Below are 23,728 nucleotides of genomic sequence, written 5' to 3'. Positions count from 1 at the left end.
TTACCCCGAAACCACAACGCCGCCATCAACCGCTATACACTGGCCAGTCATCATCCGGCTGGCATTGGAGGCAAGATACAGCGTCGGATCGATCATGTCCTCAGGCTTTAGATGCTGTTTCAGACACTGACGCTCTAGATGCCTGGCCAAAGCTTCTGGATCTGCCCACATATCAAGCTGTTTCTGTGTGAGGACCCAGCCCGGGGCCAGCGCGTTCACGCGGATGCCTTTGGGTCCAAGCTCCCGCGCCAGCGAGCGGGTCATGCCGGTGATCGCGGCATTTGCGGCCGTGTAGATCGGATAGCCTGCGTTGCCCATGATGTAGCTGATGGAACTGAAATTGACGATGGCGCCGCCATTGGTCATTTGGCGTGCAGCCTCCTGACAGGCAAAGAAATAGGATTTTTGATTGACCGCCTGCATCCAGTCGTAAAACGCTTCATCCACCTCATCTAACGCATGGCGCTGATCATTGGCCGCATTGTTCACAACGACATCCAACCCGCCATGTTCGCCCGCGGCTTGCTGAATGGTTTCACGGAACCGTGGGATATCAGAGATGTCCCCCTGCATGAACAGAGGTGTCACCCCGTGTTTGCTTTCCATTTCAGAAATGAAGGTTTCCGCAGGGGATCGCCCAATAATCGCGACCTTGGCACCCTGAGCTAGGAACCCGTCGGTGAGGGCCGCGCCTATGCCGCTAGCCCCGCCAGTGATATAGACAGACTTGTCTTTGAGATCAGGAAAAATGGTGCCGCTCATCAATGGCTCTCCCTTGTGACAGGCCGGGTATCTTTCCCCACGAGAAAGTCGAAATCCGCGCCGGCATCGGCCTGCAGAACATGTTTGATGTAAAGGCTTGCGTATCCACGTGTATAATGTGGTTCAGGTGCCACCCATTCCGCGCGACGGGCTTCCATCTCTTCTTGGGAAATCAGAAGAGTCAGATCGCCATTTTTGGCGGACAGGCGGATCTGATCCCCGGTTTTTACCAGCGCAAGGGGCCCACCTGCGCTGGCTTCTGGGGCCACATGCAGGATCACCGTGCCAAAGGCCGTTCCAGACATCCGGGCATCTGATATTCTGACGATGTCCCGTACACCCTGTTTCACAAGCTTGGCTGGGATCGAAATATCGCCAACCTCCGGCATTCCCGGATAGCCTTTTGGGCCGCAGTTTTTCAGAACAAGAATGGTGTTTTCATCCACTGGCAAATCATCGCGGTCGATGTTGGCTTTAAGCTCTTCAATCGTTTCAAAAACATAGGCTTCGCCTTGATGTTCCAGAAGGTGTTCGGAAGCCGCCGAGGGCTTTATAATAGCGCCCAGAGGGGCCAGATTGCCTGTGAGCACCCGCAGACCCGCAGCTGGTTTAAAAGGCGCGTCAAAGGGGAAGATCACATCCCGATTGTAGGTCTCTGCGTCTTCATAATAGTGGGTGATGCTCTTTCCCATCACGGTCTGTGTGTCGTGCAGCAGGTGGCTTACTTCTTTCAGCACGGCGGGTACGCCGCCTGCATAGCAAAAATCTTCCATCAGATATTTGCCGGATGGCATGCAGTTCACAAGCAGCGGAATTTCAGAGCCAATTTCAAAATCGCTCAGGCTGAGTTCCACACCAACACGGCCCGCAAGCGCGAGCAGATGCATGACGGAGTTACTTGACCCCCCCAGGGCGGCGTTTGCAATAATGCCGTTTTCGAAGTTTTCGCGTTTGAGCACGTCAGAGAGTTTCAGATCTTCTTCGACCATCTCTACAATACGTTTGCCGGTCATATGGGCCAGTGTCATGCGCCGTGCATCGACCGCTGGCAGCGTCCCGTTCATTGGCAGGCTCATACCCATTGCCTCGACCAATGATGACATGGTTGATGCAGAACCCATAGTCATACAAACCCCTTTGGACCGGCTCATGTTGGACTCCGTGTCCATGAAGTCCTTCAGGGTCATGTCCCCGGCTTTCACATCCAATGCAAATTTGCGCACGTCGGTGCCAGAGCCAAGGTCACGCCCTTTCCATTTGCCCGACAGCATTGGGCCCGCACTGACAACGATGGTGGGCAAATCCACTGAAGCAGCCCCCATCAACTGACCCGGAGTGGTCTTGTCACAGCCGCCCAGCAGAACAACCCCGTCCATACCGTAGGCGCGAATGCTCTCTTCCACATCCATGGACAGCAGATTTCGAAACAGCATCGCTGTGGGTTTCATTTGAGTTTCACCCAGAGAGACCACTGGGAATTCCACCGGGAAGCCGCCGGCCTCCCAGACACCACGCTTCACGCCTTCTGCCAGTTCCCGCAGGCCTGCGTTGCAGGGAGTCAGCTCGCTCCAAGTGTTGCAGATACCGATGATGGGACGTCCGTCAAATGCATGATCCGGAAAGCCTTGGCTCTTCATCCAGCTGCGCCGGATAAAGCCATCTTTGTCCATCATGCCATACCAATCTCGGGAACGGCGGTTCTTAGTCATTCTTGTTTTCCTTCAATCACCCACATCTGATCCGGGAAGGACCAGGGCAGGATAAGACCGTGTTGCATTAGGAACTGACCGCTCAGCTTGAGAGGGCCGTTTTTTATGGGCAAGTCGCGGCGTGAAAGGTGATGCGCCTCATCGCGATTGATCAGTTCAATCTGATAGGTGGCGTCCGGCACCAGACCGCTGAGGCGCAGCGGGCGGGGCACGTTTTGGGTGCCGGTCGCTGCTTTCCCTGCAAAGACCACAAAACGGGTTTTGTCCTGCGATAGTTGCAGTTCTGCGATGACGCTTGGATCAGCCGCATCCAGACGAAGGATGTCCGCTTTGAATTGCCAGTGCCGGTTTGCCTTCCACCATGTGGTGATCTGCGCCAGCACGTTGACCTCTTCTTCGGTCAGTTCGCGCGGATCCATTTCAAATCCCATGTGACGCTGCGCCGCGACCCAGCCACGGAAGTGGATATCATGTACGCGTCCAGATGTATGGCAGTGCCTTGGACCAACGTGGCTGCCTGCAATCGAAGCTGGCAGCATCAGTGCTGCGTCATGCTGAATGCGTAGCCGCTCGCGGGCATCATTGCTGTCGCTCAGCCAGACACGCTGTGTGTGCTGTAAGATTCCAGCGTCAATCCTGCCGCCACCCGATGCGCAGCTTTCGATTTCCACTTTGGGAAAGGTTGTGCGCAACGCGCTTATCAGAGCATAGACCCCTTCGGCCTGTGCCGCATCCGCAACGGGCAGCAGGCGATTATGATCCCATTTGATGTAGTCGATGTCATGGCTTTTAAGAAGTGCGCTGATTTTGCCAAATAGGTGCTTCTGCACTTCTGGATTGGCTAGATCCAACACACGCTGCTGGCGCCCCTCTATCTGATCTGCGGGTCCCAGAATCCAATCTGGGTGGGCCCGCGACAGATCGCTGTTCAGGTTCACCATTTCCGGTTCAAACCAGAGACCAAAGACCATCCCCAGGGAGGTCACGTGGTCAATCAATGGCGTCAGCCCGGCCGGCCATTTGCGAGGGTCAATGTCCCAGTCCCCTAAGCCGGACGTGTCGTCATCGCGTATGCCAAACCAACCGTCATCAAGTACAAACCGCTCTGCGCCGAGCGCTGCAGCGCGATCTGCGATCTCTTTAAGTTGGTCAAATTTGTGATTAAAGTAGACCGCTTCCCAGCAGTTGTAATGCACCGGGCGCGGGCGATCCGGGTGTGGCCAGGTCACCACGTGGTCGCGCAGATGCCGTTGGAACGCCACGGCACAGCCGTTCAGTCCGGTGTCGGACACGGAAAAATAGAGCTTTCCAGTGTCAAAACGGGTGCCTACGCGCTGTGTGCCGGTCGCATGACCCCATTGAATTTGCCGACGCCCGTCTGGCAGCTCTTCGGCATACATGACATGTCCCCCAGACCAGCCATAATGCATGGCAAAGACCTGACCCTGTGTATTGGTCGCGCCTGCTTCGGGGAAATAGGCAATGGGGGGGTGTTCGTGACCTGAGCGCCCGGTGCGAGCTTCACGCATCAGGAGGCCCGTGCACCATGGGCTGCGCGCCATCTGGAACTCCCCAACCCAGCGACCTGAAAAGTGCAGGATTTCTGCCCCCATCTGTGGGCCGGGCAATACCGGAGCCGCCAGGTGATGCACTGTGATTTCTGTGTCAGACGTCAACGTTGTGGAGGCGGCAATCACGCTGCCTTCAATTGCAAAATGGAAGGTCAGGGTGAGGCCTGCCTCTGCATCTTCGCAGACGAAACATGCGCCATCGGCTTCTTTGAGTGTGAAGCGTGGATGCAGGGCTACTCCGTCGCGATAGGCCACAAGCCCCGCCTGCCCTTGAAAACTGCTACTCGCTTCCGGGCTGAGTGACAGATCTGGCAGCCGGTCAATCATGCCTCCGGTCACATCTCTTGCCGTCGCGGCTGCACTAGCGCTCAGGTTTTCCTCTGTTGGCAAAGGGGAACCCCAGTAGAGCGCGCCGGGAATGCCGCCGTCTGACGCCAGAACCAGAGTTTGCCCAGGCGCATCAATGCGCCAGATATGCAGGGCTTGCGTCACTTCACGGCTCCCAATGTCAGCCCGGCAATGAAGTGGCGCTGCATCAGGAAGAACATGGCCACCGGAGGCAAGGCCGCCACAATCGAGCCTGCGCTCATTAGGTGATAGGCCGCACGATATTGAGCATTAAACGAGGTGATGCCTGCTGTGACCGGCTGGCTTTCTGCGCCCTGTGTCAGGACCACAGCCCAGAAATAGTCATTCCAGATAAAGGTGAAGATCAGCACCGACAGTGCCGCCAGGGCCGGTTTCATCAATGGCAGCACCACATACCAGAAGATGCGCCATTCGCTCACGCCTTCTACGCGGGCGGCCTCGATCAATTCGAACGGTAGGGCACGAATGAAGTTGCGCATAAACAGGGTGCAGAATCCAGTTTGGAAGGCCACATGGAACAGCACAAGCCCGGTTTTGGTATTGTAGAGCCCCATCTCCAACGTCAGATCGCGTACAGGCACCATCAGAATTTGAAACGGGACAAAGTTCCCAGCGACAAACATGAAGAAGATCCAGATATTGGTCCGGAACTTGTAGATCCCCAGCGCAAACCCCGTCATTGCACTGAGTGCCACGGCGCCAATCACCGTAGGAATTGTGATCAGGAAGGAGTTCAGCAGGTAGCGCGGCATATCAGAGTCAAAAAAGACCCGCCCGTAGTTTGCCGTCCCTTCAAAGCTTGAAGGCAATCCCCAGTAATTGCCGGAGGTGAAATCCGCATCCGGTTTGATTGAGAACAGTGCTACCGCCAGCAGAGGTGCCAGCCAGAACAAAAGCGCGATCGGAAGCATGGTTTTATAGGCCAGCTGCGCCGCCTGCGGCTGTTTTTCGATGGGTTGTGGAAACATCTTAGTACCCTCGCTCTTCGCGATACATCGACCACAGGAAATAGGTGATGAAGCAGAGCATGATAAGGAACAGCACCACAGCAATTGCCGCGCCATAGCCCATGCGGAAGCCGTATTCCGACAGCGCCACTTCAAACATGTAGTAAGCCAGCACGCGTGAGCTGCCAAAGGGGCCACCCTGCGTCATGATAGAGATCAGGTCAAACGAGCGCAGCGCGCCGATGATCGTCACCACAAAGGCAATGAAGGTAGCAGGGCGCAACTGCGGCAGGATAATATGCCAGAGCATTTTCCAGCCTTTGGCCCCATCCAGTCGCCCAGCCTCGATCTGCTCTGGATCCACCGCGTTCAGGCCGGTGAGATAGAGGATCATACAATAGGCTGTTTGTGGCCAGAGGCCTGCTGCGACAATGCCATAGGTCACGAGGTCTTCGTTTCCAAGCACATTGATTGGACCCAATCCAATCCAGCCCAACATTGTATTGAGGAGGCCGAAGTTAGGATCGTAAAACCAGCTGAATACAAGGCCAACCACTACCTGGCTGATTACGAAAGGAAAGAAAAACAGGGATTTGTACACCCTGATGCCGGCAACCGTCTGGTTCAGGAACAGCGCAATGAACAGCCCAGCAGGAATGGCAAGCAAGTAGAGAAACAGCCACAGCACGTTGTTTTTCAACGACACAAAGAAGGCGTCTCGATCCACATACTCCCAATAAAGGTCTTCATAGTTGCGAAAGCCCACATAGGTCTTCTCTCCCAACCCGTCCCACTCATAGAGCGACAGGTTGAAAGATTGGAACACCGGCGCGATCACATAGACCGCGAAAAACAGGATGCCCGGCGCCAGGAAAACCCAGGGCGCGATACGCTGTTGCTTGCGGTGGAACCAGCTTTCGGTTTCAGGAATTTCAGAAGAAACGGTCATAACATAACCCGGGATTTGAGGGCTGAGAGGCGGAGAATTTCCCCGCCTCTCGTGTCAAACGACGGTTAACTGGCCAGATAGCCAACCCAACGCCTTGTTTTTATTTGTAGATACGACCGCGCGCGCGCTCGAGCTTTGCCAGGATCTTGTCCAGCTGATCTGGCTTCACCATGAACTCCTGGAAACCTTCCATGGAAACTTTGGCCATCTCTGCTGGCGCATCACGGTCCCAGAACTGCGCCACACCACCGGTGGAGTTGGTGGACAGCATTTCAAAACCCTGCTGCAGGAACTTGTCATCATCCACGGAGGAGGCTGCGTTCACAGGCAGCTGACCCAGGTTCTTGCCGTTGTTGATGATGGTCTGCTCTTCTGGCGATGTGGCAAAACGCAGGAACTCACGTGCCGCTTCTTTGTTCTTCGCGTTTGCAGGGATGTGGAAAGTGTCGGTTGGCGCATCTTCAGACAGCGCAACATCCGGGTTGATCTTCACAAACTGGTAGAAATCCAGTTGGTCGTCGCTCAGACCGGCCTCGCGCAGCGGTGCCACAGCGAAGTTGCCCATCAGGTAAGCCGCAGCTTCCCCGTTCACCATGAATGGCAGCGCTTCCTGCCAGCTGTAGGTCTGGTGGTCTTTGATGAACGCGCCCATATCCACGAGCTCTTTCCAGTTCATGAAGGTCTGCTTCACGCGCTCGTCTTCCCAAGAGACGTTGCCAGCCGCCAGATCCATGTGGAAATCAAAGCCGTTTGTGCGCATGTTCAGATAGTCAAACCAGCCACCTGCGGTCCACAGATACTTGGTACCGATGGTGTAGCAGGCACGGCCAGACTCGACGATCTTGCCGCAGTTCGCTTTCTCTTCGTCCCAGGTGGTCGGCTCAGACAAGCCAAGCTCGTCAAAGATGTCTTTGCGGTAGTAAACCCCCCACTGATAGTAGGTGTAGGCCACGCCCCATTGTTTGTCATCGATGGTCAGCGCGCCCTTTGTGGAAGCCAGGCCTTCGGCGATCGCAGGCTCTGCATAGAGATCTGACACGTCCTCAAACAGACCGGCTTCGACATACGGACGCATACGGTTTGCGGCATACCATGTGGCAACGTCTGGCGCGTTTGCGGTCAGGAAGTTGCGGATTTGTGTCTTGTAAGCTTCGCGATCAATAACAGTGGTTTCGATATTCAGATCCGGGTGTTTTTCACCGAAGCGCGCGATCATTGCCTCCATTGTCGCGCGTGGCGCCGGATTCGATGTGTCCAAGAAAATAGTTAAATCGCCGTTCAGCTCTGCCGAAGCCGGTACAGCAAAAGCAGACGCGAGTGCAGCTGCCGCTGCGGTGGTCTTCATTTTGGAAAGCATTGTGTCCTCCCTAGTGCTCCAAAATTATGCAATGCGTGTTCCATTATTTGGAACCATGTTTTACATATTGAAAACTACACACAGTCTCGGTTAGATTGTCAACAGATTCCTGCGCAAGAGTGGGAACGTGAAGGAGCAAGACAAGGCAATGGCAGGCGACGGAACAGTTGGCAAAGCACTGGATGTGCTGGATCAAGTGGCTGCTTTTGAGCGACCGGTGCGCTTCGGGGAGCTGCAAGAAAAAAGCATATACCCCAAGGCAACCCTTTATCGGTTTCTTCAAACTCTGACCAATCAGGGCATGCTTGCCTATGACAGTGAGCACCAGACATATTCACTAGGCATTCGTCTTGTTCGATTGGCCCATGCCGCTTGGACACAGAGCTCCCTTGCCCCCATTGCGCGTCCGCATTTGGATGCGCTTTCTCAGGCGTCTCAGGAAACCGTGCATCTTGCGCAATTGGATGCATCTCAGGTGCTTTATGTCGACAAACGCAATGCACGTGACCCTGTTGCCATGTATTCGCAGGCGGGCAAGGTCGGGCCTGCGTATTGTACTGGGGTGGGCAAGGTAATGATGGCGTTTCTGGATGAGGCAACGCTCGCTGAAACGATTGCACAACAGAGCTTCCACCGTTTTACACCCCATACATTGGTCAGCGCAGAAGAGTTGCGTGCTGAACTCGAAAACATACGTGCCCGCGGCTACGGTTTTGACCGTGAAGAGCATGAGCCGGGTATCGTTTGTGTGGCGGTGCCAATTCTTTCGCCAAGTGGTCGTATGCTAGGGGCGCTCTCCGTGACAGGCCCCACGAGTCGGACCTCGCTTGAACAACTAGAAACATGGGCGCCCCACGTGATGGAAACAGCCGCCCAGATTGGCCGGGAAGCCCAAGCCTGGCGTTTCCCTGAAACCAGACAGCAAAAGGTAGCGAGCACATGACAGGCGTAACTCTGCAAGGAGCCATAAAACGTTATGGTGAAACCCAAGTGATCCACGGCGTGGATCTGCAAATCGAGGATGGGGAATTCTGTGTGTTTGTTGGCCCTTCTGGTTGCGGTAAATCCACATTGTTGCGCATGATTGCCGGTCTGGAAGAAACCACCGAAGGGAGCATTAACATTGGCACGCGTGATGTGACACATTTGGATCCTGCCAAACGGGGGGTGGCCATGGTGTTTCAAACCTACGCGCTTTATCCGCACATGACCGTAGCTGAGAATATGGGGTTTGGTCTGCGTATGAATGGCCATCCCAAGGCTGAGATCGACGAAAAGGTGCAAAAGGCCTCCTCGATCCTGAAGCTTGACCCATACCTCAAGCGCAAGCCCAAAGCGCTTTCGGGCGGGCAGCGTCAGCGCGTTGCCATTGGCCGTGCCATTGTACGTGGGCCGGAAGTCTTCCTGTTTGACGAGCCGCTTTCCAATCTTGACGCGGAGCTCCGCGTGGATATGCGTGTGGAGATTGCCCGTTTGCATCAGGAAATTGGCGCCACAATGATCTATGTGACCCATGATCAGGTTGAAGCCATGACCATGGCAGATAAGATCGTGGTGCTGCGCGATGGCCGTATCGAACAGGTCGGCGCTCCGCTGGAACTGTACCGTAATCCCGACAACCGCTTTGTCGCGGGCTTCATCGGATCACCGTCGATGAATTTTTTGGAGTGTGACGTGGTGGACGGCGCATTGAGCAACCCCGCCTTTTCTGGGCCTATCCCTACGCCGATTGCCTTGCCTCAAAATCAGACCCAAGTGACACTTGGCATTCGACCGGAACATCTGGAGCTGAATCACAATGAGGATCAACTGACCATTGAGTTGACCGAAGCTCTTGGCGGAGTGTCATATTGTTATCTAGGGGGCATCAGAGATACGCGATTAGTCGTTGAGGAACGTGGCGATGAGCGAAGCCCGGAAGGCCAATCCGTGGGGCTGATTATCCCGCCAGAGCGGATCTATCTGTTCGATCCAGAAACCGGCGCCCGTATCCGCTGATACAGATTACCTGTTCATTTTAGGACTGTTGGACAAGCGGCCCCTCTTTGGTTGAGGGGCCGTTTCTATTTGTTTATACGAGAACATTTCGGCAATGATGCGGTTTGATTTGCCACTGCTGGTTTTGCAGAGGAGGCTGATCGGCGTGCGTTGAGGGTTGTTGGACTGTCTCCACGGTCATTGGAGCGCAGTTTCAAGACTGCAACAGGACAGAGTCCTTTGGTCTATTATCGGCGTATGCGAATGAAGCAGGCCTGACAGCTGGTGCTGTAAACGAATGTTGCGATTGCGAAAGTGGCCTATATGGTCTGCTACGCCACTCCCGGCACTTTCATTCGCTACTATCGCGAAACCTACGGGATCACGCCGATCGGTGACCGGCGCGCAAAGAACTCTATGCGTGTCGGCAGTGATGATGTGCTGCCGTCAGGCTAAGCGATCGATTTTGCCGCTGCGACTAGGGCGTGATGCAGGGAGCCTGCGGAAGATCGGGGGCCGATGACGGCAACGCGATCTGCACTGAAGCGCCAAATGAATACACTAAGATGCTCCAGCGTTGTGCGCAGGGCTGTACCGTTTTGCATCTCGCGAAGGGGGGCATTTGTAAGCCGTTCAAACAGTGAAGACGCAGTATCGCCTGACACTTCGAACCAGCACCAGCCATCCGTTTGTTCAACCACAGATGCGCAGTCTCCCAATTGGCTCTTGAGCTCTGCGGCGAGCCCTTCATGATCATCGTGAGCCGCTGTTATCATCCATTGATTGGGGCCAGACCAAAAGGCTGCGTAGGGATTTGCCTGCGTTGATTGACTGACCTCAGGAAGCGACAGCCCCGTTTTTTCAAACAGTTTTTGGCGCAGTGCCCGTGTCTGTCCTTCACGAGATGCAACTGAGGCCATGGCCCGATCCACGACTTCGGTGATCGTCAAAGCACCAATGCAGTCTATGGCTGGCTCGGCCTTGCCCAGAGGTGTGATCGCCTTCAATTTATGCACGGAGTTTCTCCCCTTCAGAGTCCACAAAATGGGCGCTGACAATCTCGACCAAAACCTCCTGGCCTTCCAACGGATTCACGAGGCGCAGCTTTTCACCTTTGCGATCAAAACCGCCTTTCAAAAAAGCCAGCCCAATGGAGCTTTCAAGGATCGGCGAGTAGGCCGCAGAGGTGACATAGCCCTGATCATGGGCTGCATCGACCGGCCCGGTGGCATTCATCAGATGCCCCCCGGCAGGCACGGGATCTGCCGCATTGACCGGTTTCACCCCAACCAGCGCCAGCGCGTCTTTGCTGTTCATCCCATCGCGACGGCTCAGCACATTGCCGATACAGTCTTTCTTGGTACTGACCATACGCCCAAGCCCGAGGTTCAGCGCCGTAGTGGTGCCGTTGAGCTCATTGCCCGCAGCATGGCCTTTTTCAATCCGCATCACGCCAAGCGCTTCGGTGCCATAAGGCACAACATCAAACTCCTCGCCCGCCTCCATCAGCGCGCGCATCATGGCGTCACCATACCGTGTCGGCACCGCGATTTCATAGGCCAGTTCGCCTGAGAAAGAGATCCGGAACAGGCGCGCGCGCAAGCCACCACAAACGGTGATTTCGCCGCAAGCCATGAACGGAAAAGCGTCGTTGGAGATGTCAAATTCGGGATCGACAATTTTCTGAAGCAGCTTTCGGCTGTTGGGCCCTGCCACGGCATATTGTGCCCAGGCTTCGGTGGTTGAAATCAGCTGAACATCCATCTCCGGGCACAGACATTGGCGGACAAACTCCATGTTGCGATACACAACAACCGCATTTGCAGTGGTGGTTGTCACCACAAAGTGGTCCTCCGCCAATCGTGCAGCGGTGCCATCGTCATACGCCACGCCATCTTCTCGTAGCATCAAACCATAGCGCGTTTTGCCAACTGCCAGCTTGGCAAAACCATTGGCATAGATCTTGTTCAGAAAAGCCGCAGCATCCGCGCCCTGCACGTCAATCTTGCCCAACGTGGTCACATCACACACGCCCACGGAACGGCGAGTCTGCAACACCTCACGATCCACAGATTGCCGCCAATGGGTTTCGCCCTGTCGCGGGAACCATTGCGCCCTCATCCAGTTGCCAACTTCGACAAACACAGCCCCCTGCTCCTCAGCCCATTTGTGGCTCGGTGTCAGACGGGTTGGGTGAAAATCCTTGCCCACGGCGCGCCCCCCCAAGGCCCCCATGGCAACCGGTGTATATGGCGGACGGAAGATCGTGGTGCCCGTTTCCGGGATCGACTTGCCGGTCAGCTCCGCCATCACCGCCAAAGCGCCGACGTTGGAGGTTTTGCCCTGATCTGTGGCCATGCCCAGCGTGGTGTAGCGCTTCAGGTGTTCCACTGCGGTGAAGTTTTCCTGATGCGCCAGTTTCACATCTTTGACCGTCACGTCGTTCTGATAGTCCAGCCAGGCGCGGTTTGCGCCTTTGACGTGCCAAAATGGTGTGATCGCAACCGGCGCATCTGCCGCCGCGGGCAAATCGGCAGCGGTTGCTGTGATCCCCAGATCGTCGAGTGCCGCGATCGCAGCAGCAGCCCCGCCTTTCAGCGCAGCCTCTGTTGTGAAATCTCCTTTTGCTGCGCCAGCCACAATCTGACCAACAGGCAGGCCCTCACCCGGCACAAACGCATGAATATCGCCATTCCAGACCGGACGCCCACGCTGATGGCAGGTCAGACCGAGATTTGGGTTCCAGCCGCCGGACATGGCCACCGCACCACAAGCGATGTCGCGGATCTGACCATTGGCCATGCGCACACGGACCGACGTCAGCCCCAGACGGCCAGAGCTGTCCACGATCTCCGCGCCTTTGAGCACCGCTGCGCTAGCCACATTCGGTGCATCCGGGCGTGTATCAACGATCGCAGGCACAACAACACCGCGTGCCATAAGATCACGCGCGGTCTGATGCGCGTCATCATTGTTGGCAAAAACCACAACAGACTGCGCCGGTGTCGCCGCCCAGCGGTTGACATAAGTCCGCACAGCGCCCGCCAGCATCACGCCGGGACGGTCGTTGTTTTCAAACGCAATCGGGCGTTCAATTGCCCCTGTCGCGATGACGGCGCGTTTGGAGTAGATCCGCCACAACGTCTGGCGCGGCTTATCCGCTGCCGGGGCAATCAAATGGTCGGCATTGCGCTCTACAGCGCCATAAATGCCGTGGTCATAGGCCCCAAACACAGTGGTGCGCGGCATCACCCGCACATTGCCCATCGACGCAAGCTCTGCCAGCGTCTGTGTCACCCAGTCCTCACCCGCCATCTCAGCCAGAGCACCGGTTTCCGCGATCAGGCGACCGCCCATACGGAAATCTTCGTCTGCCACAATGACCTGCGCGCCTGCGCGTCCGGCGGTCAGCGCCGCCGCCAGCCCGGCGGGGCCTGCGCCGATGATCAGCAGATCACAATGCAGAAAACCCTTGTCGTAATGATCCGGGTCATCTTCGCCGGTCAGGCTCCCAAGACCCGCCGCCTTGCGGATGATCGGCTCATAGAGTTTCTCCCAGAAAGCCTTCGGCCACATGAAGGTCTTGTAGTAGAACCCTGCGGTCAGGAAATTAGAGAAGCGATCGTTGATCGCCATGAAATCACGCTCAAGCGAGGGCCAGCGGTTTTGTGAATTCGCGCTGAATCCCTCATAGAGTTCCGCCACCGTCGCACGTGTGTTTGGCTCCTGACGCCCTCCGCTGCGCAGTTCAACCAGCGCATTAGGCTCCTCACTGCCCGCCGTCAAAACCCCGCGCGGACGGTGATACTTGAACGATCGCCCCATCAATCGGACGTCATTTGCCAGCAATGCGGAGGCCAGTGTATCTCCTTCAAACCCCTGATAGGCTTTGCCATCGAACTGAAAGGTCAGAGCGGCATCCCGATTGATCAAACCGCCCTTTAAACGATTGCGTTGTGTCATTGCTCTGCCTTTCCCGCCGATCTGGCGACATCGCGTGCCAGTTCAACTTTCAGAATTTCATGGGTGAGCGTGTCGCGTGTCACCACCAGCCAGGACCGGTCGCCCTGCTCGTGGAACCACAGCTCCCGGTGTATGCCAGCCGGATTGTCCCGCAGATAAAGATAGTCGTGAAAAGCCTGCACAGCATTTTCAGCCTGCCAGTCTGGGCGATGGATCAGCGAGGCATCGCCAAGATAGGTGAACTCCTGTGCATCACGCGGGCCCAGCAATGGGTGATCGATCAGCATGCTGCGTCCTCCGATCCTTGGTGAATAATTGTGATGTCCCGGATGCAATTTATCCGGTGATCGCTCAGATCGCCTACGAAAGTCGTGATCATAGCCATATCCTCAATGCAGATTGGGTTGGGCGCCCTGCCCTTTTTCATCCAGCATGTGGCCGGTCAGGAACCGGTCGAGACGATAGGCCATTGCCGTCTCATGCGGGCGATCCGTTTTGAGGAGATGGGCAAAGCAGTATCCCGCCGCTGGCGTCGCCTTAAAGCCGCCATAGCACCAGCCCCCGTTGAAATAGAGACCCTCAATGTGAGTTTTGTCGATAAAGGGTGACCCATCCATGGACATGTCCATGATCCCACCCCAGCTGCGCAGCAACCGTACCCGGCCGAGTGCCGGGATCAGCGACATGCCGCTTTCAACGACGTCCTCGACCACCGGCAAATTTCCGCGTTGGGCATAGGAATTATACATGTCGATGTCGCCGCCAAATACCAGCCCACCTTTGTCAGACTGGCTGCAATAGAAATGCCCTGCGCCATAGGTGATGACCCCAGGAATGAAGGGCTTGAGCCCCTCGGAAACAAAAGCTTGTAGCACGTGGCTCTCAATAGGAAGGCGCATGCCGGCTTTCTCCATCACTCGGCTTGAGTTGCCGGCGACAGAGACGCCAACCTTCTTCGCACCAATAAAGCCGCGGGTGGTGTCGACGCCGAGAATTTTACCGCCTTCGATGCGGAAACTTATCACTTCACAGTTCTGAATGATGTCGACACCGCGCATATCTGCGCCGCGTGCATAGCCCCAAGCCACGGCATCATGGCGTACAGTGCCACCACGACGGTGCAACAAGCCTCCTTTGATAGGAAAACGGGCATCATTGAAGTTCAGGAACGGGTACATTTCTCGCACGCTTGCGGTATCGAGAAGTTCGGCATCCGATCCGTTGAGGATCATAGCATTGCCGCGCCGTCTTGCTGCATCCCGTTGCGCATCCGAGTGCACAAGATTGAGAATACCCCGCTGACTGACCATGGCATTATAATTGAAGTCTTGCTCGAGGTTTTCCCAAAGCTTTAGTGAGAACTCGTAGAATGGCTCGTTGCCATCCAGCAGATAATTCGAGCGGATGATGGTTGTGTTCCGGCCAACATTCCCGCCGCCAATCCAACCTTTTTCAAGTACCGCAATACGCGCTGCCCCGAATTCCTTGGCGAGGTAGTAGGCTGTGGCCAGGCCATGGCCGCCACCGCCTATGATGACATAATCATAGGCGTTTGCCGGTGCCGGGTCCCGCCAATGCGCCCCCCATCCCCTGTGGCCGGTCAAGGCTTCTTTAAAAAGTCGCAGCGCCGAGAATCTCATTTCGGATGGGCTCCTATTGGTTGCCGCTCTATGTCTAAGTGATGAATGCGTCTTTTCCGGCCTCGGTTTCGGACAAAAACACTTTCAGATCCGACATAGATCGTGTGCGTTTGAAGGAAATGCACGCTTTCACTCACGATCGCACCTCACGGAGAAGGCGTAAGCCCGGCGTAGATGAAAAGGGGCAGATACAGGTCCCGCGCGGCAAGCAGTGGAAGGCACATCGTGCTTAATGTCGCTTTAAAGCGTGCATTGGGCGAAGGAGGAAGGTGTCTGGAAAGACGTGTGCCTGAACGCGAAAGGGGCGTTCAGGCAAGTTCTGGGAATCAGAGCTACGCGAGAGCTCATATGTTTTTGGTCTTTTGCACGCGTTAGTTGCAGGCAGCCGTGATGATCACTTCAACCTTCAGTTCCGGGCGCGCCAGCTTGGCTTCGCCGCAGGCGCGCGCCGGGGCATGGCCTTCCGGCACCCAGGCGTCCCAGACGGCGTTCATTTCAGCAAAATCGGCCATGTCTGCAACCCAGACGATGGCCTGCAGGATCTGCTCACGCGAGGATCCAGCCTCCGCAAGAAGCGCATCGACGCGGCGGAGGCACTCGGCGGTTTGCTCTGCCACATTGTCTTCGGCGTTGCCGACCTGACCGCAAAGATAGACGGTGCCATTGTGTTTGACGATCTTGCTCATTCGTTGGCCGATATGCAGGCGTTCGATCATGATGTTGTCCTTTTAAGTCTCTTGGCTGTTGGCGTCATACGCCGCCAACTCTCCCAATGTCACGGGTTTCAAAGGCGCCCGAATGCGCAGCGCCCCTGTGTCATCCTGGCTTTGTCCGGTTTCCTGCGCCAGCAATTCGGTCACGGTCAAACCGCAGAAGCGCCCCTGACAGGGGCCCATCCCTGCGCGACCAAAGGCCTTTGCCTGATTTGGTCCTTTGCAGCCCAGCTTTGCGAAGCGACGGATATCACCGGCAGTGACCTCTTCGCAGCGGCAAATGAGCGTGGCATCTGCGGGCGACAGGCTTTGTGCCGCAGGCGGATAGGACCGATCGAGAAACGGGCGTGCATGTAGCTCGTGTCGCCGTTTTCTCATGAGCGGTGCCACACCTGCTTGTTGCGCTTGAAGGGGGATCAATCCCAACTGGCACGCGGCGCCAAAGGCGGCAATCTCACCAGACAGTGCTGCCACTTTCGCGCCCCCAATGCCGGCACCATCTCCTGCGATGCTGATATTTGGCTCCGAGGAGGTGCAAAGCGCATCAACTTTCGGCACAAAACAACGTTGTGTTTGGTCATAGGCATGGTCCAATCGCAAGGCGCGGCTGATCTGTGTATTTGGGACCACCCCATGATGCAGTAGGGCGGTGTCGGTTGTGATCTCATAGGATGTATCGCGAGACTTAAATTGCACAGATTGCAACGCATCCTTCCCCACCAGTGCGATGTCGCGCGCGGCGCTGTAGCGCGGGACGCCCGCGGCCATGATTTTTGCCAGTAGGCCTACGCCCTTTGCCAGATAGCGCCAACCGCGCAGCGCACCAGGTAAATCACCTCGTGCGGCCCACATGTCGCTCAGGCTTTGGGTTTCGATCATGGCGCGCGGTTTGCGCCCGGCTGCGATCATCTGCGCCGCCAGCAGATAGAGCAATGGGCCACAGCCGATCAGTACCGGATCACGCGCCACAAGACCGCCGGACTTCAGCAGAATTTGTGCGGCACCAGCGGTCATCACGCCGGGGAGAGTCCAGCCGGGCAGCGGCATGGGCCGTTCGATTGCCCCTGTGGCCAGTATAAGATGACGGCCGTGGATCTGTTCGGGTTGACCGCCTTTCGAATAGGTCACACGCCCATCCCGGCTGACATCCCAGACGGTTGCACCGGCGCAATGGACCGCGCCGCTGCTCCGCAAAGCCTGCGTCAGATCGCGTCCATGGCTATAGTCTGGGCCGAGGATACGGTGCTGCGCTGCACTGGCCTGATCCACATTGCGATAGATCTGACCGCCAGGGTTGGGCTGTTCGTCCAACACCACAACAGACGCCCCAAGGTGCGTGGCCCGTGCGGCGGCAGCCATCCCAGCAGGCCCAGCCCCCAAAATGGCAATGTCAAATGCGGCCGTCATGCTGTGCTCTCATCTTCTGTCAAACGGGGCCGCACGCGGGAAATATGCAAGCCCTCTTCAATTGGGGTCATACAGGCCTGCACAGTCACGCCGTTGATGGAGACAAGGCAATCATAGCACGCCCCCATCAGACAGAAGGGACCCCGCGCCGCGCCAGAAACAGGGGTCTCGCGAAAAGCTGTGATGCCCGCACTCAGCAAGGCCGACGCCACAGTTGCACCGCGCGGCGCAGAAAGCCTGCGGTCTTCGAAGTGGAACTGCACCTGATCGGCGCTTTCTGGCTCAAGTGGATCAAACATTGAACCTGCTTTCACTGAACAGAGAAAGGTCGGGGGCGGTGTTGCGGTCCTGTATCCAGTCCGGCAACAGCCCAGCATGAGCAGCGGCCAAGGTGATACCGCTGTGACAGGTCACAAAATGCGCCCCGGCGTATTTCGCAGACCGTTGGTATATTGGCAGACCATCAGGGGACATTACCCTCAACGCGGCCCAGCTGCGCACCAATTGAACATGCTCCAGCAAGGGAAACACATCCACGGCATAGCGGGCCAGTTCCTGTAAAGTGGGCAGGTCTGTGGTGTCCGCTCCGGTTTCTGCCTTTGAGGCTCCGATTTGAACACCACCCTCATTCACCTGCCGAATCCGGCCTGAAGGATATTTCAGGAAAAAAGGCAGCTTTTCAGTGATCAGAACCTGTCCCTGTTGTGGGCGCACAGGGGCTTCAAACCCCAAGTCTGCGCCATAGTCCGCAGAACCGAGCCCCGCGGCGAGGACCAAAGCTTCCCCTTCAAGGCGTTCCCCAGTCTCAAGAGTGACGGTGTAAGCCCGATCCGCCCCTGTAATATCCGTGACTTTGGCACCGGTCTGCAGTCGCCCGCCCATCTGCTGCACCGCAGCTGACAAGGCGCGCAGCAACAGCAAAGGGTTCACATGCCCGTCCATGGGGGAATGGATGCCGCCAACAACTTTGGGTCCGATTTCTGGCACAAGTTGCTTGAGGCGGCTGTGTTCCAGCACTTCAAACGGATAGTCGCCCTTGAAGTGGTCGCGCAAGCCTTGCAGATCAGCGGCATCCTGCTGCAACTCATCGGCATCGGTGAAATACTCCACCCCACCGATTTGGCTGAAGGAGATATCAATGCCCGTGACCTCCTTGAGATCCTGCGCAAATCCCTGCCACAGTTTGGCGGAGCTGCGCGACCATGCGGCGTAGTGCGGGGCCTTGGCGCCTTTGCCTTGAATCCAGACCAATCCAAAGTTCCCGCGCGAGGCTCGCGCATCCGTGTCGCTGCCATCAATGACAGTGACACGGATGCCCTGTTTCAGCAGCCCATAGGCAACCGACATTCCAACAACGCCGCCACCAATCACTAGCGTTGTCATGTTTTATCCTTTGCCCACAAAGATTTTGTCGAGCCCGTAGAGGCGATCCAGCACCAACATTAGCAGGAAAGTCAGCACGATCAGTACGGTAGAGACCGAGGCAATCAGCGGATCAATCGTCTGCGCGATATGGTGATACATGCGCACCGGCAGGGTTTGCGTGGCGGGGGAGGCAACAAAGACGCTCATAGTTAGTTCGTCAAAGCTGGTTATGAAGGACAGGATCCACCCCCCTGCCACGCCGGGTAGGATCAGCGGCAGGGTGATACGACGGAAGACCGTGAACTTTGACGCGCCCAGCGTCATCGCCGCCTGTTCTGCATCCTGCGGCAATCCCGTGGCCGAGGCCAGCGCAAGACGCAATGCATAAGGCATGACCAGCACCACGTGGGCTGCAGTCAGCCCGGCAAAGCTGCCGCCCATACCGATCTTGGAATAAAACTGCAGGAAGGCCACACCCAGCACCAGATGCGGGATCATCAGCGGGGACAGCAGGAAGGCCGAAATCGCATCGCGACCGGGGAATTTGCGGCGCGCAATGGCCAGCGCTGCGGGAACCGCCATGGCAACCGCAATACTTGCGGACAACAGCCCCAACCAAACCGACACCCAGAATGCTGAGATGAAATCGGGGTTGTCGAGGATCGCATAGAACCAGCGCAGCGACAGACCGTCAGTGGGCAGGGACAGATAGCCTTTGTCGGTGAAAGACACCGCGACGACCATCAACAGAGGGGCCATGATGAATGCCACAAACAAGGCGTGAAAGATCAGGGCAATGGGGCCAAGACGTTGCATACCACGGGCTCCTTACTCAAAGACTTTGGCGAAACGGCGTTCCACCAATTTGTTGTAGGTGACAATGATCACCACATTCGCCACCAGCAACAGCACCGCAATCGTGGCACCTAAAGGCCAGTTCAGCGTGCTGAGATATTCGTCATATGCGGCGGTCGCCACAACCTTCATCCGGCGTCCACCGATGATGGCAGGCGTGGCAAAGGCGCTGGCGGTCAGGGCGAAAACAATGATCGACCCAGACAGAATACCGGGCATGGCCTGCGGCAGGGTGATCCGACGCAGCACGGTCAACTTAGAGGCCCCAAGGGTCCAAGCCGCGTCTTCAGATTGCGGATCAATCTTTTGGAGCGATGCCCAGACAGAAATCACCATGAAAGGCACCAGAACGTGCACCAGCGCAATGGTCATCCCGGTGAAGGTAAACATCAGGCTCACCGGCTCATCGCTGAAGCCCAGCCCTTGGGCTACCATGGTCAAAACACCATTGCCGCCAAAGAACAGCGCCCAGCCCAGTGTGCGCACAACGACTGAGATCAGCAGCGGCCCAAGCACCACCAGCAGGAAGATGGATTTCCACGGATTTTGCAGGCGTGATAAAACATAGGCTTCGGGCGCACCAATCAGCACGCAGATCACCGTGACTAGCGCGGCCAGCCCAAAGGTGCGCAGGAAGATCTTGTGAAAGTAACTGTCGCCCAGCACGTCCGCATAATTCGCCAATGTCCAATCCGGCAGCACGCCCGCGTTGAAATCATAGGCATGCAGGCTGAGCAGAAAGGTCATGATCATCGGCGCGCCAAGCAGGGCGGCAAAGAAGATCACACCGGGGGCCGTCATCGCCCATGCGGCTTTGTTGGCAGAGCTGGCCATTATGAGACCTCCGCAAACATCGACAAGGCACCATCAGGCCAGGTCAAACGTGCGGTCTGTCCGCGCACAAAACCCGGCGCGCCGGTGTTGGGTTGCGTGACAAACAGCTCCCCCATAGCGCCGCGCACACGGTAGAGCCAGTTGGCACCGTGAAAAATCGCCGCTTCAACCTGGACCTCGTCGCCATCACCGTCCGGGCTGAGTGCGAATTTTTCGGGCCGGATCGAGAGCTGCATGGTGGCACCACCGGCCATTCCATGATCCGGCAGTAAAAGCAGGTGGTCGGCGACTTTGACGTGATCGCGGTCGACAATCACAGCATTGAACAGATTGGTTTTGCCAACAAAGTCGGACACAAACGGACTGACCGGGCGTTCATAGAGATCCAGCGGTGCTGCGATCTGTTCCATCTCGCCCTCTTTCATGACCACGATGCGGTCAGACATCGACAGCGCCTCTTCCTGATCATGGGTGACCAGAATGGTGGTGACACCAATTTCCTGCTGCAATAGGCGCAATTCCAGCCGCATGTCCTCACGCAGTTTGGCATCCAGATTGGACAGAGGCTCATCAAGCAACAGCACAGGCGGTTCAATCACCAGCGCCCGTGCCAGAGCAACCCGCTGGCGCTGCCCCCCGGACATTTCCTTAGGGAAGCGTTGCATGAACTGGCCCAGCTTGACCTGTTCAAGCGCCTTGCGTGCCCTATCCTGCCGCTCCGCTTTACCGACGCCGCGCATTTCCAAACCAAAGGCCACATTGTCCAAGGCTGACATATGCGGGAACAGTGCATAGGACTGAAACACAATGCCAAGCCCACGTTTGTTGGGGGGCGTGTGAGAGATATCACGACCATCCAGCAGAATTTGCCCGGATGTGGGCTCCAGCAATCCGGCAATCATCTGCAGGGTTGTGGTCTTGCCACAGCCGGACGGCCCAAGCAGTGACACGAATTCCCCCTTTTCGATGGACAGTGTCATATCGCGCACGGCGGTGAAATCGCCAAATTGTTTGTTGAGGTTCTTGAGGCTGAGGAAAGACATCCACGCGGTCCCTAGAGGCTAAGAAAGACGCGGATTTTCAGCCCCGCGTCTTTGCATTTCATGAAATGAGAAGCGTTCAACGCTCGATTTGACGGGTCCATTTCTGGGTCCACGCGCCGCGCTGTTCGTTGACCACGGTGTAGTCAATGTTCACCAGCGTGTCGACACGATCCGGGCCCACAGGCAGAGCACCAATCTGTTCTTCTGTCAGTTCAACATTCTTGTTCACCGGGCCCCAGCCTTTTTCGGTGGCAAAGTATTTCTGCATTTCAGCAGAGGTGATGAACTTCAGGAAATCCTGAGACAGCTCTGGCACATCGGAATCCACCACAGGACAGGCAGCGATCAGGAGGTTGACGGCACCCTCTTTCGGGTAGGCAAATGCGCCTGGAAAGCCGGTATCGGCCAGCGACTTCAGACGTCCGGATCCCCAGACGGACATGGCAATCTCACCGTTTTGAAACAGTTCGGACATTTTGCCGGAAGAGGGTTCATAGACCAACACGTTGTCGTCGATCTTGTCCTGGAACATTTCAAAGCCAGGCTCGATGTCTGTTTCTCCACCGCCATTCAGCTTGGCCGCCATGATCAGCGCGTGCAAGCCATAGCCATTGGTAATCGGCGGAATCGCAACTTTGCCTTTATACTTTGGGTCCGCCAGATCTGCCCAAGAGGTTGGAGCCTCCCAGCCATTTTTTTCAAACATCTCGGCGTTATAGGCCAGACCGGTTGCCACGATGCCAACGCCTACCGCTTTGTTGTCGGGCATCCGGGATGCGTCATAGAGATCGCCAAAAGTCGCTTCGTCTACGGTGTCGCAGTACCCGAAGTTAATCGCCTGTGTCATCGGGCCGTCATCGATGAACGCGATGTCGATTTCCTGAGCGCCTTCCTGCGCACGCAGTTTTGCCAGCGTATCTGTGGAATTTCCCGGCACATACACAACCTCGGCCCCGGATTTTTCCTGCCAAGCGGGGATGATGACTTCCTTGAACAGCGTCTCCGTCGAGCCACCGTAAGCCGCGAGATACAGTGTTTTGTCTTCCGCATGTGCCAGCCCAGCCGAAATGGCCAGAGCACTTGCCGCAATGAGTGTAGAACGCATTTGGTCCTCCCTAGGCGTTTTGATTGTGCCCTTTGTATCGAGGATAAATAACATATTTCAAATTCAAATATCCATGCTATTCATGCCAAAATGTTATGATTTAGGAGGGAGCCCGTGAAGCTTAATCATCGCCAGCTTGAGGCCTTTCGCGCCATGATGGAGACAAGCAGCGTCACAGAAGCTGCCCGTCGGATCCATATCACTCAGCCTGCGGCCAGCCGTCTGCTTTCTGATCTAGAACTTCAAATCGGCTATCCTCTTTTTATCCGTCAGAAAAAACGCCTGACCCCGACCTCTGAGGCTGTCGCGCTTTTCGAAGAGGTGGATCGCTCTTTCATTGGCTTGTCGACCATCGCCGAAGCCGCGCGGGAAATTGGCACCTTCCGGCGCGGGGCCCTGCATATTGCTGGCCTGCCCGCTCTGGCGCTTGAGTTCCTGCCGGATGTGATCTCAGAGTTTTGCGCCGATCGCCCAGAGATTTCTGTGGCCCTGCAGATCCACAGCTCTCAGAAAGTCTTGCAATGCATCGCCTCGCAGCAATTCGAACTTGGCTTTGCTGAACGCAGTGTCTCCCATCCGGCGGTGGCCTCTGAAACCCTGTGTGAAGTGCCCATGGTTGCGGTTTTGCCGATTGGCCACCGGCTTGCAGAGCGAGAGGCCCTGACACCTCAGGACATGGCAGGGGAGTCGTTCATCTCACTGGGGTTGAACTATGCCATCCGCCAGCAGATTGACGCCATTTTTAAGGCGGCAAATGTCGAACGTAGACTGCAGGTAGAGACACAGTTGTCTTTTGCCGCCGGTCATCTGGTGGCAAGCGGATCGGGTCTTTCCATCATTGATCCAATCACAGCTAATTATCTCACCCGCCTAAATCTCGTGGTTGCGCGCCCTTTCGAGCCGTCGGTCAGCTATGCCTACCAGATGTTGTTTCCGCGCCATCGTCCGCAATCTCAGATTTGTGAGGCGTTTGCGAAGATCACCAAAGAAAGGCTAGAGCAGCGTCTCAAGAGTAGCTAACGGATCTCCCTGCGTTAGGGTCAGGACTCATAGCCAGTAGATCACGAGTGCTGCGAGGGCGACTGCGGACAGGAAGACCTTCGGGCATCTGTCGTAGCGGGTTGCCACACGCCGCCAATCCTTCAACCTACCAAACATGATT

22 protein-coding genes and 1 pseudogene are annotated in these 23,728 nt (G+C 56.4%); 4 read left to right on the top strand and 19 right to left on the bottom strand.

The annotated features are described in order from the left end of the window. The 6 genes from J7382_RS19085 to J7382_RS19060 form a co-directional block, all read right to left on the bottom strand. Nucleotides 1–762: an SDR family oxidoreductase gene (locus J7382_RS19085; RefSeq protein WP_209070586.1), complete on the bottom strand. Its 762-nt coding sequence runs from the start codon at nucleotides 760–762 to the stop codon at nucleotides 1–3. After that, nucleotides 762–2,471 (bottom strand): IlvD/Edd family dehydratase, encoded by a 1,710-nt coding sequence (locus J7382_RS19080; protein WP_209070585.1) that lies wholly within the window; start codon nucleotides 2,469–2,471, stop codon nucleotides 762–764. Before J7382_RS19080 ends, J7382_RS19085 begins: the two co-directional genes overlap by 1 nt. Continuing rightward, nucleotides 2,468–4,534, bottom strand: coding sequence for an alpha-galactosidase (locus J7382_RS19075; protein WP_348540054.1), 2,067 nt, complete (start codon nucleotides 4,532–4,534; stop codon nucleotides 2,468–2,470). The genes J7382_RS19080 and J7382_RS19075 overlap by 4 nt, the downstream gene beginning before the upstream one ends. Continuing rightward, nucleotides 4,531–5,379 (bottom strand): carbohydrate ABC transporter permease, encoded by an 849-nt coding sequence (locus J7382_RS19070; protein ID WP_209070584.1) that lies wholly within the window; start codon nucleotides 5,377–5,379, stop codon nucleotides 4,531–4,533. The genes J7382_RS19075 and J7382_RS19070 overlap by 4 nt, the downstream gene beginning before the upstream one ends. Nucleotide 5,380: 1 nt before the next feature. Next, nucleotides 5,381–6,307, bottom strand: a complete 927-nt coding sequence (locus tag J7382_RS19065; protein WP_209070583.1) for a sugar ABC transporter permease — start codon at nucleotides 6,305–6,307, stop codon at nucleotides 5,381–5,383. A 100-nt stretch (nucleotides 6,308–6,407) separates the two neighbouring features. Beyond that, nucleotides 6,408–7,664, bottom strand: coding sequence for an ABC transporter substrate-binding protein (locus tag J7382_RS19060; protein ID WP_209070582.1), 1,257 nt, complete (start codon nucleotides 7,662–7,664; stop codon nucleotides 6,408–6,410). Between the two features lie 148 nt (nucleotides 7,665–7,812). On the opposite strand from J7382_RS19060, the gene J7382_RS19055 reads away from it, so the two are divergent. From J7382_RS19055 to J7382_RS20035, 3 genes are all read left to right on the top strand, one after another. Further along, nucleotides 7,813–8,607: an IclR family transcriptional regulator gene (locus J7382_RS19055; RefSeq protein ID WP_209070595.1), complete on the top strand. Its 795-nt coding sequence runs from the start codon at nucleotides 7,813–7,815 to the stop codon at nucleotides 8,605–8,607. Continuing rightward, nucleotides 8,604–9,662: a sn-glycerol-3-phosphate ABC transporter ATP-binding protein UgpC gene (gene ugpC / locus J7382_RS19050; protein WP_209070581.1), complete on the top strand. Its 1,059-nt coding sequence runs from the start codon at nucleotides 8,604–8,606 to the stop codon at nucleotides 9,660–9,662. Before J7382_RS19055 ends, ugpC begins: the two co-directional genes overlap by 4 nt. 303 nt (nucleotides 9,663–9,965) lie before the next feature. After that, nucleotides 9,966–10,097: a helix-turn-helix domain-containing protein gene (locus tag J7382_RS20035; RefSeq protein ID WP_247745120.1), complete on the top strand. Its 132-nt coding sequence runs from the start codon at nucleotides 9,966–9,968 to the stop codon at nucleotides 10,095–10,097. On the opposite strand, the gene J7382_RS19040 is transcribed toward J7382_RS20035, so the two are convergent. The 12 genes from J7382_RS19040 to J7382_RS18985 all read right to left on the bottom strand — a co-directional run bounded on the left by J7382_RS19040 (nucleotide 10,094) and on the right by J7382_RS18985 (nucleotide 22,566). Continuing rightward, the gene (locus J7382_RS19040; RefSeq protein WP_209070580.1) at nucleotides 10,094–10,657 is read right to left on the bottom strand and encodes a sarcosine oxidase subunit gamma; all 564 of its coding nucleotides are present in this window, start codon (nucleotides 10,655–10,657) and stop codon (nucleotides 10,094–10,096) included. The genes J7382_RS20035 and J7382_RS19040 overlap by 4 nt on opposite strands. Beyond that, nucleotides 10,650–13,604 carry a sarcosine oxidase subunit alpha family protein gene (locus J7382_RS19035; RefSeq protein WP_209070579.1) on the bottom strand — a complete coding sequence of 985 codons (2,955 nt, stop codon included), beginning with the start codon at nucleotides 13,602–13,604 and terminating at the stop codon, nucleotides 10,650–10,652. The genes J7382_RS19040 and J7382_RS19035 overlap by 8 nt, the downstream gene beginning before the upstream one ends. Then, nucleotides 13,601–13,891, bottom strand: coding sequence for a sarcosine oxidase subunit delta (locus tag J7382_RS19030; protein WP_209070578.1), 291 nt, complete (start codon nucleotides 13,889–13,891; stop codon nucleotides 13,601–13,603). Before J7382_RS19030 ends, J7382_RS19035 begins: the two co-directional genes overlap by 4 nt. A 102-nt stretch (nucleotides 13,892–13,993) precedes the next feature. Next, nucleotides 13,994–15,244, bottom strand: a complete 1,251-nt coding sequence (locus tag J7382_RS19025) for a sarcosine oxidase subunit beta family protein (protein ID WP_209070577.1) — start codon at nucleotides 15,242–15,244, stop codon at nucleotides 13,994–13,996. Between the two features lie 371 nt (nucleotides 15,245–15,615). Next, nucleotides 15,616–15,960, bottom strand: a complete 345-nt coding sequence (locus J7382_RS19020; protein WP_209070576.1) for a RidA family protein — start codon at nucleotides 15,958–15,960, stop codon at nucleotides 15,616–15,618. Nucleotides 15,961–15,972: 12 nt separating this feature from the next. After that, on the bottom strand, nucleotides 15,973–17,364 hold the full coding sequence (locus J7382_RS19015; protein ID WP_209070575.1) for an NAD(P)/FAD-dependent oxidoreductase: 1,392 nt from the start codon (nucleotides 17,362–17,364) through the stop codon (nucleotides 15,973–15,975). After that, nucleotides 17,361–17,663: a (2Fe-2S)-binding protein gene (locus J7382_RS19010; RefSeq protein WP_209070574.1), complete on the bottom strand. Its 303-nt coding sequence runs from the start codon at nucleotides 17,661–17,663 to the stop codon at nucleotides 17,361–17,363. Before J7382_RS19010 ends, J7382_RS19015 begins: the two co-directional genes overlap by 4 nt. Continuing rightward, nucleotides 17,656–18,747, bottom strand: coding sequence for an FAD-dependent oxidoreductase (locus tag J7382_RS19005; RefSeq protein ID WP_209070573.1), 1,092 nt, complete (start codon nucleotides 18,745–18,747; stop codon nucleotides 17,656–17,658). Before J7382_RS19005 ends, J7382_RS19010 begins: the two co-directional genes overlap by 8 nt. A 3-nt stretch (nucleotides 18,748–18,750) precedes the next feature. Next, nucleotides 18,751–19,545, bottom strand: a complete 795-nt coding sequence (locus J7382_RS19000; protein ID WP_209070572.1) for an ABC transporter permease — start codon at nucleotides 19,543–19,545, stop codon at nucleotides 18,751–18,753. Between the two features lie 12 nt (nucleotides 19,546–19,557). Continuing rightward, nucleotides 19,558–20,418: an ABC transporter permease gene (locus tag J7382_RS18995; protein ID WP_209070571.1), complete on the bottom strand. Its 861-nt coding sequence runs from the start codon at nucleotides 20,416–20,418 to the stop codon at nucleotides 19,558–19,560. After that, the gene (locus J7382_RS18990; protein ID WP_209070570.1) at nucleotides 20,418–21,461 is read right to left on the bottom strand and encodes an ABC transporter ATP-binding protein; all 1,044 of its coding nucleotides are present in this window, start codon (nucleotides 21,459–21,461) and stop codon (nucleotides 20,418–20,420) included. The genes J7382_RS18995 and J7382_RS18990 overlap by 1 nt, the downstream gene beginning before the upstream one ends. Before the next feature lie 76 nt (nucleotides 21,462–21,537). Continuing rightward, nucleotides 21,538–22,566 carry an ABC transporter substrate-binding protein gene (locus tag J7382_RS18985; RefSeq protein ID WP_209070569.1) on the bottom strand — a complete coding sequence of 343 codons (1,029 nt, stop codon included), beginning with the start codon at nucleotides 22,564–22,566 and terminating at the stop codon, nucleotides 21,538–21,540. A gap of 114 nt (nucleotides 22,567–22,680) precedes the next feature. Here J7382_RS18985 and J7382_RS18980 point away from each other — a divergent pair, with 114 nt between their 5' ends. Continuing rightward, nucleotides 22,681–23,586, top strand: a complete 906-nt coding sequence (locus J7382_RS18980) for a LysR substrate-binding domain-containing protein (protein ID WP_209070568.1) — start codon at nucleotides 22,681–22,683, stop codon at nucleotides 23,584–23,586. A gap of 27 nt (nucleotides 23,587–23,613) precedes the next feature. Here the strand turns inward: J7382_RS18980 and J7382_RS18975 are convergent. Next, a pseudogene (locus J7382_RS18975) lies at nucleotides 23,614–23,728 on the bottom strand (IS5/IS1182 family transposase); the annotation flags it as partial.

Source organism: Shimia sp. R11_0, assembly GCF_017744035.1.
GTDB classification, from domain to species: Bacteria; Pseudomonadota; Alphaproteobacteria; order Rhodobacterales; family Rhodobacteraceae; genus Shimia; species Shimia marina.
Note: the sequence above shows the minus strand (reverse complement) of the source record. Positions and strands in the feature narration are given on the sequence as shown.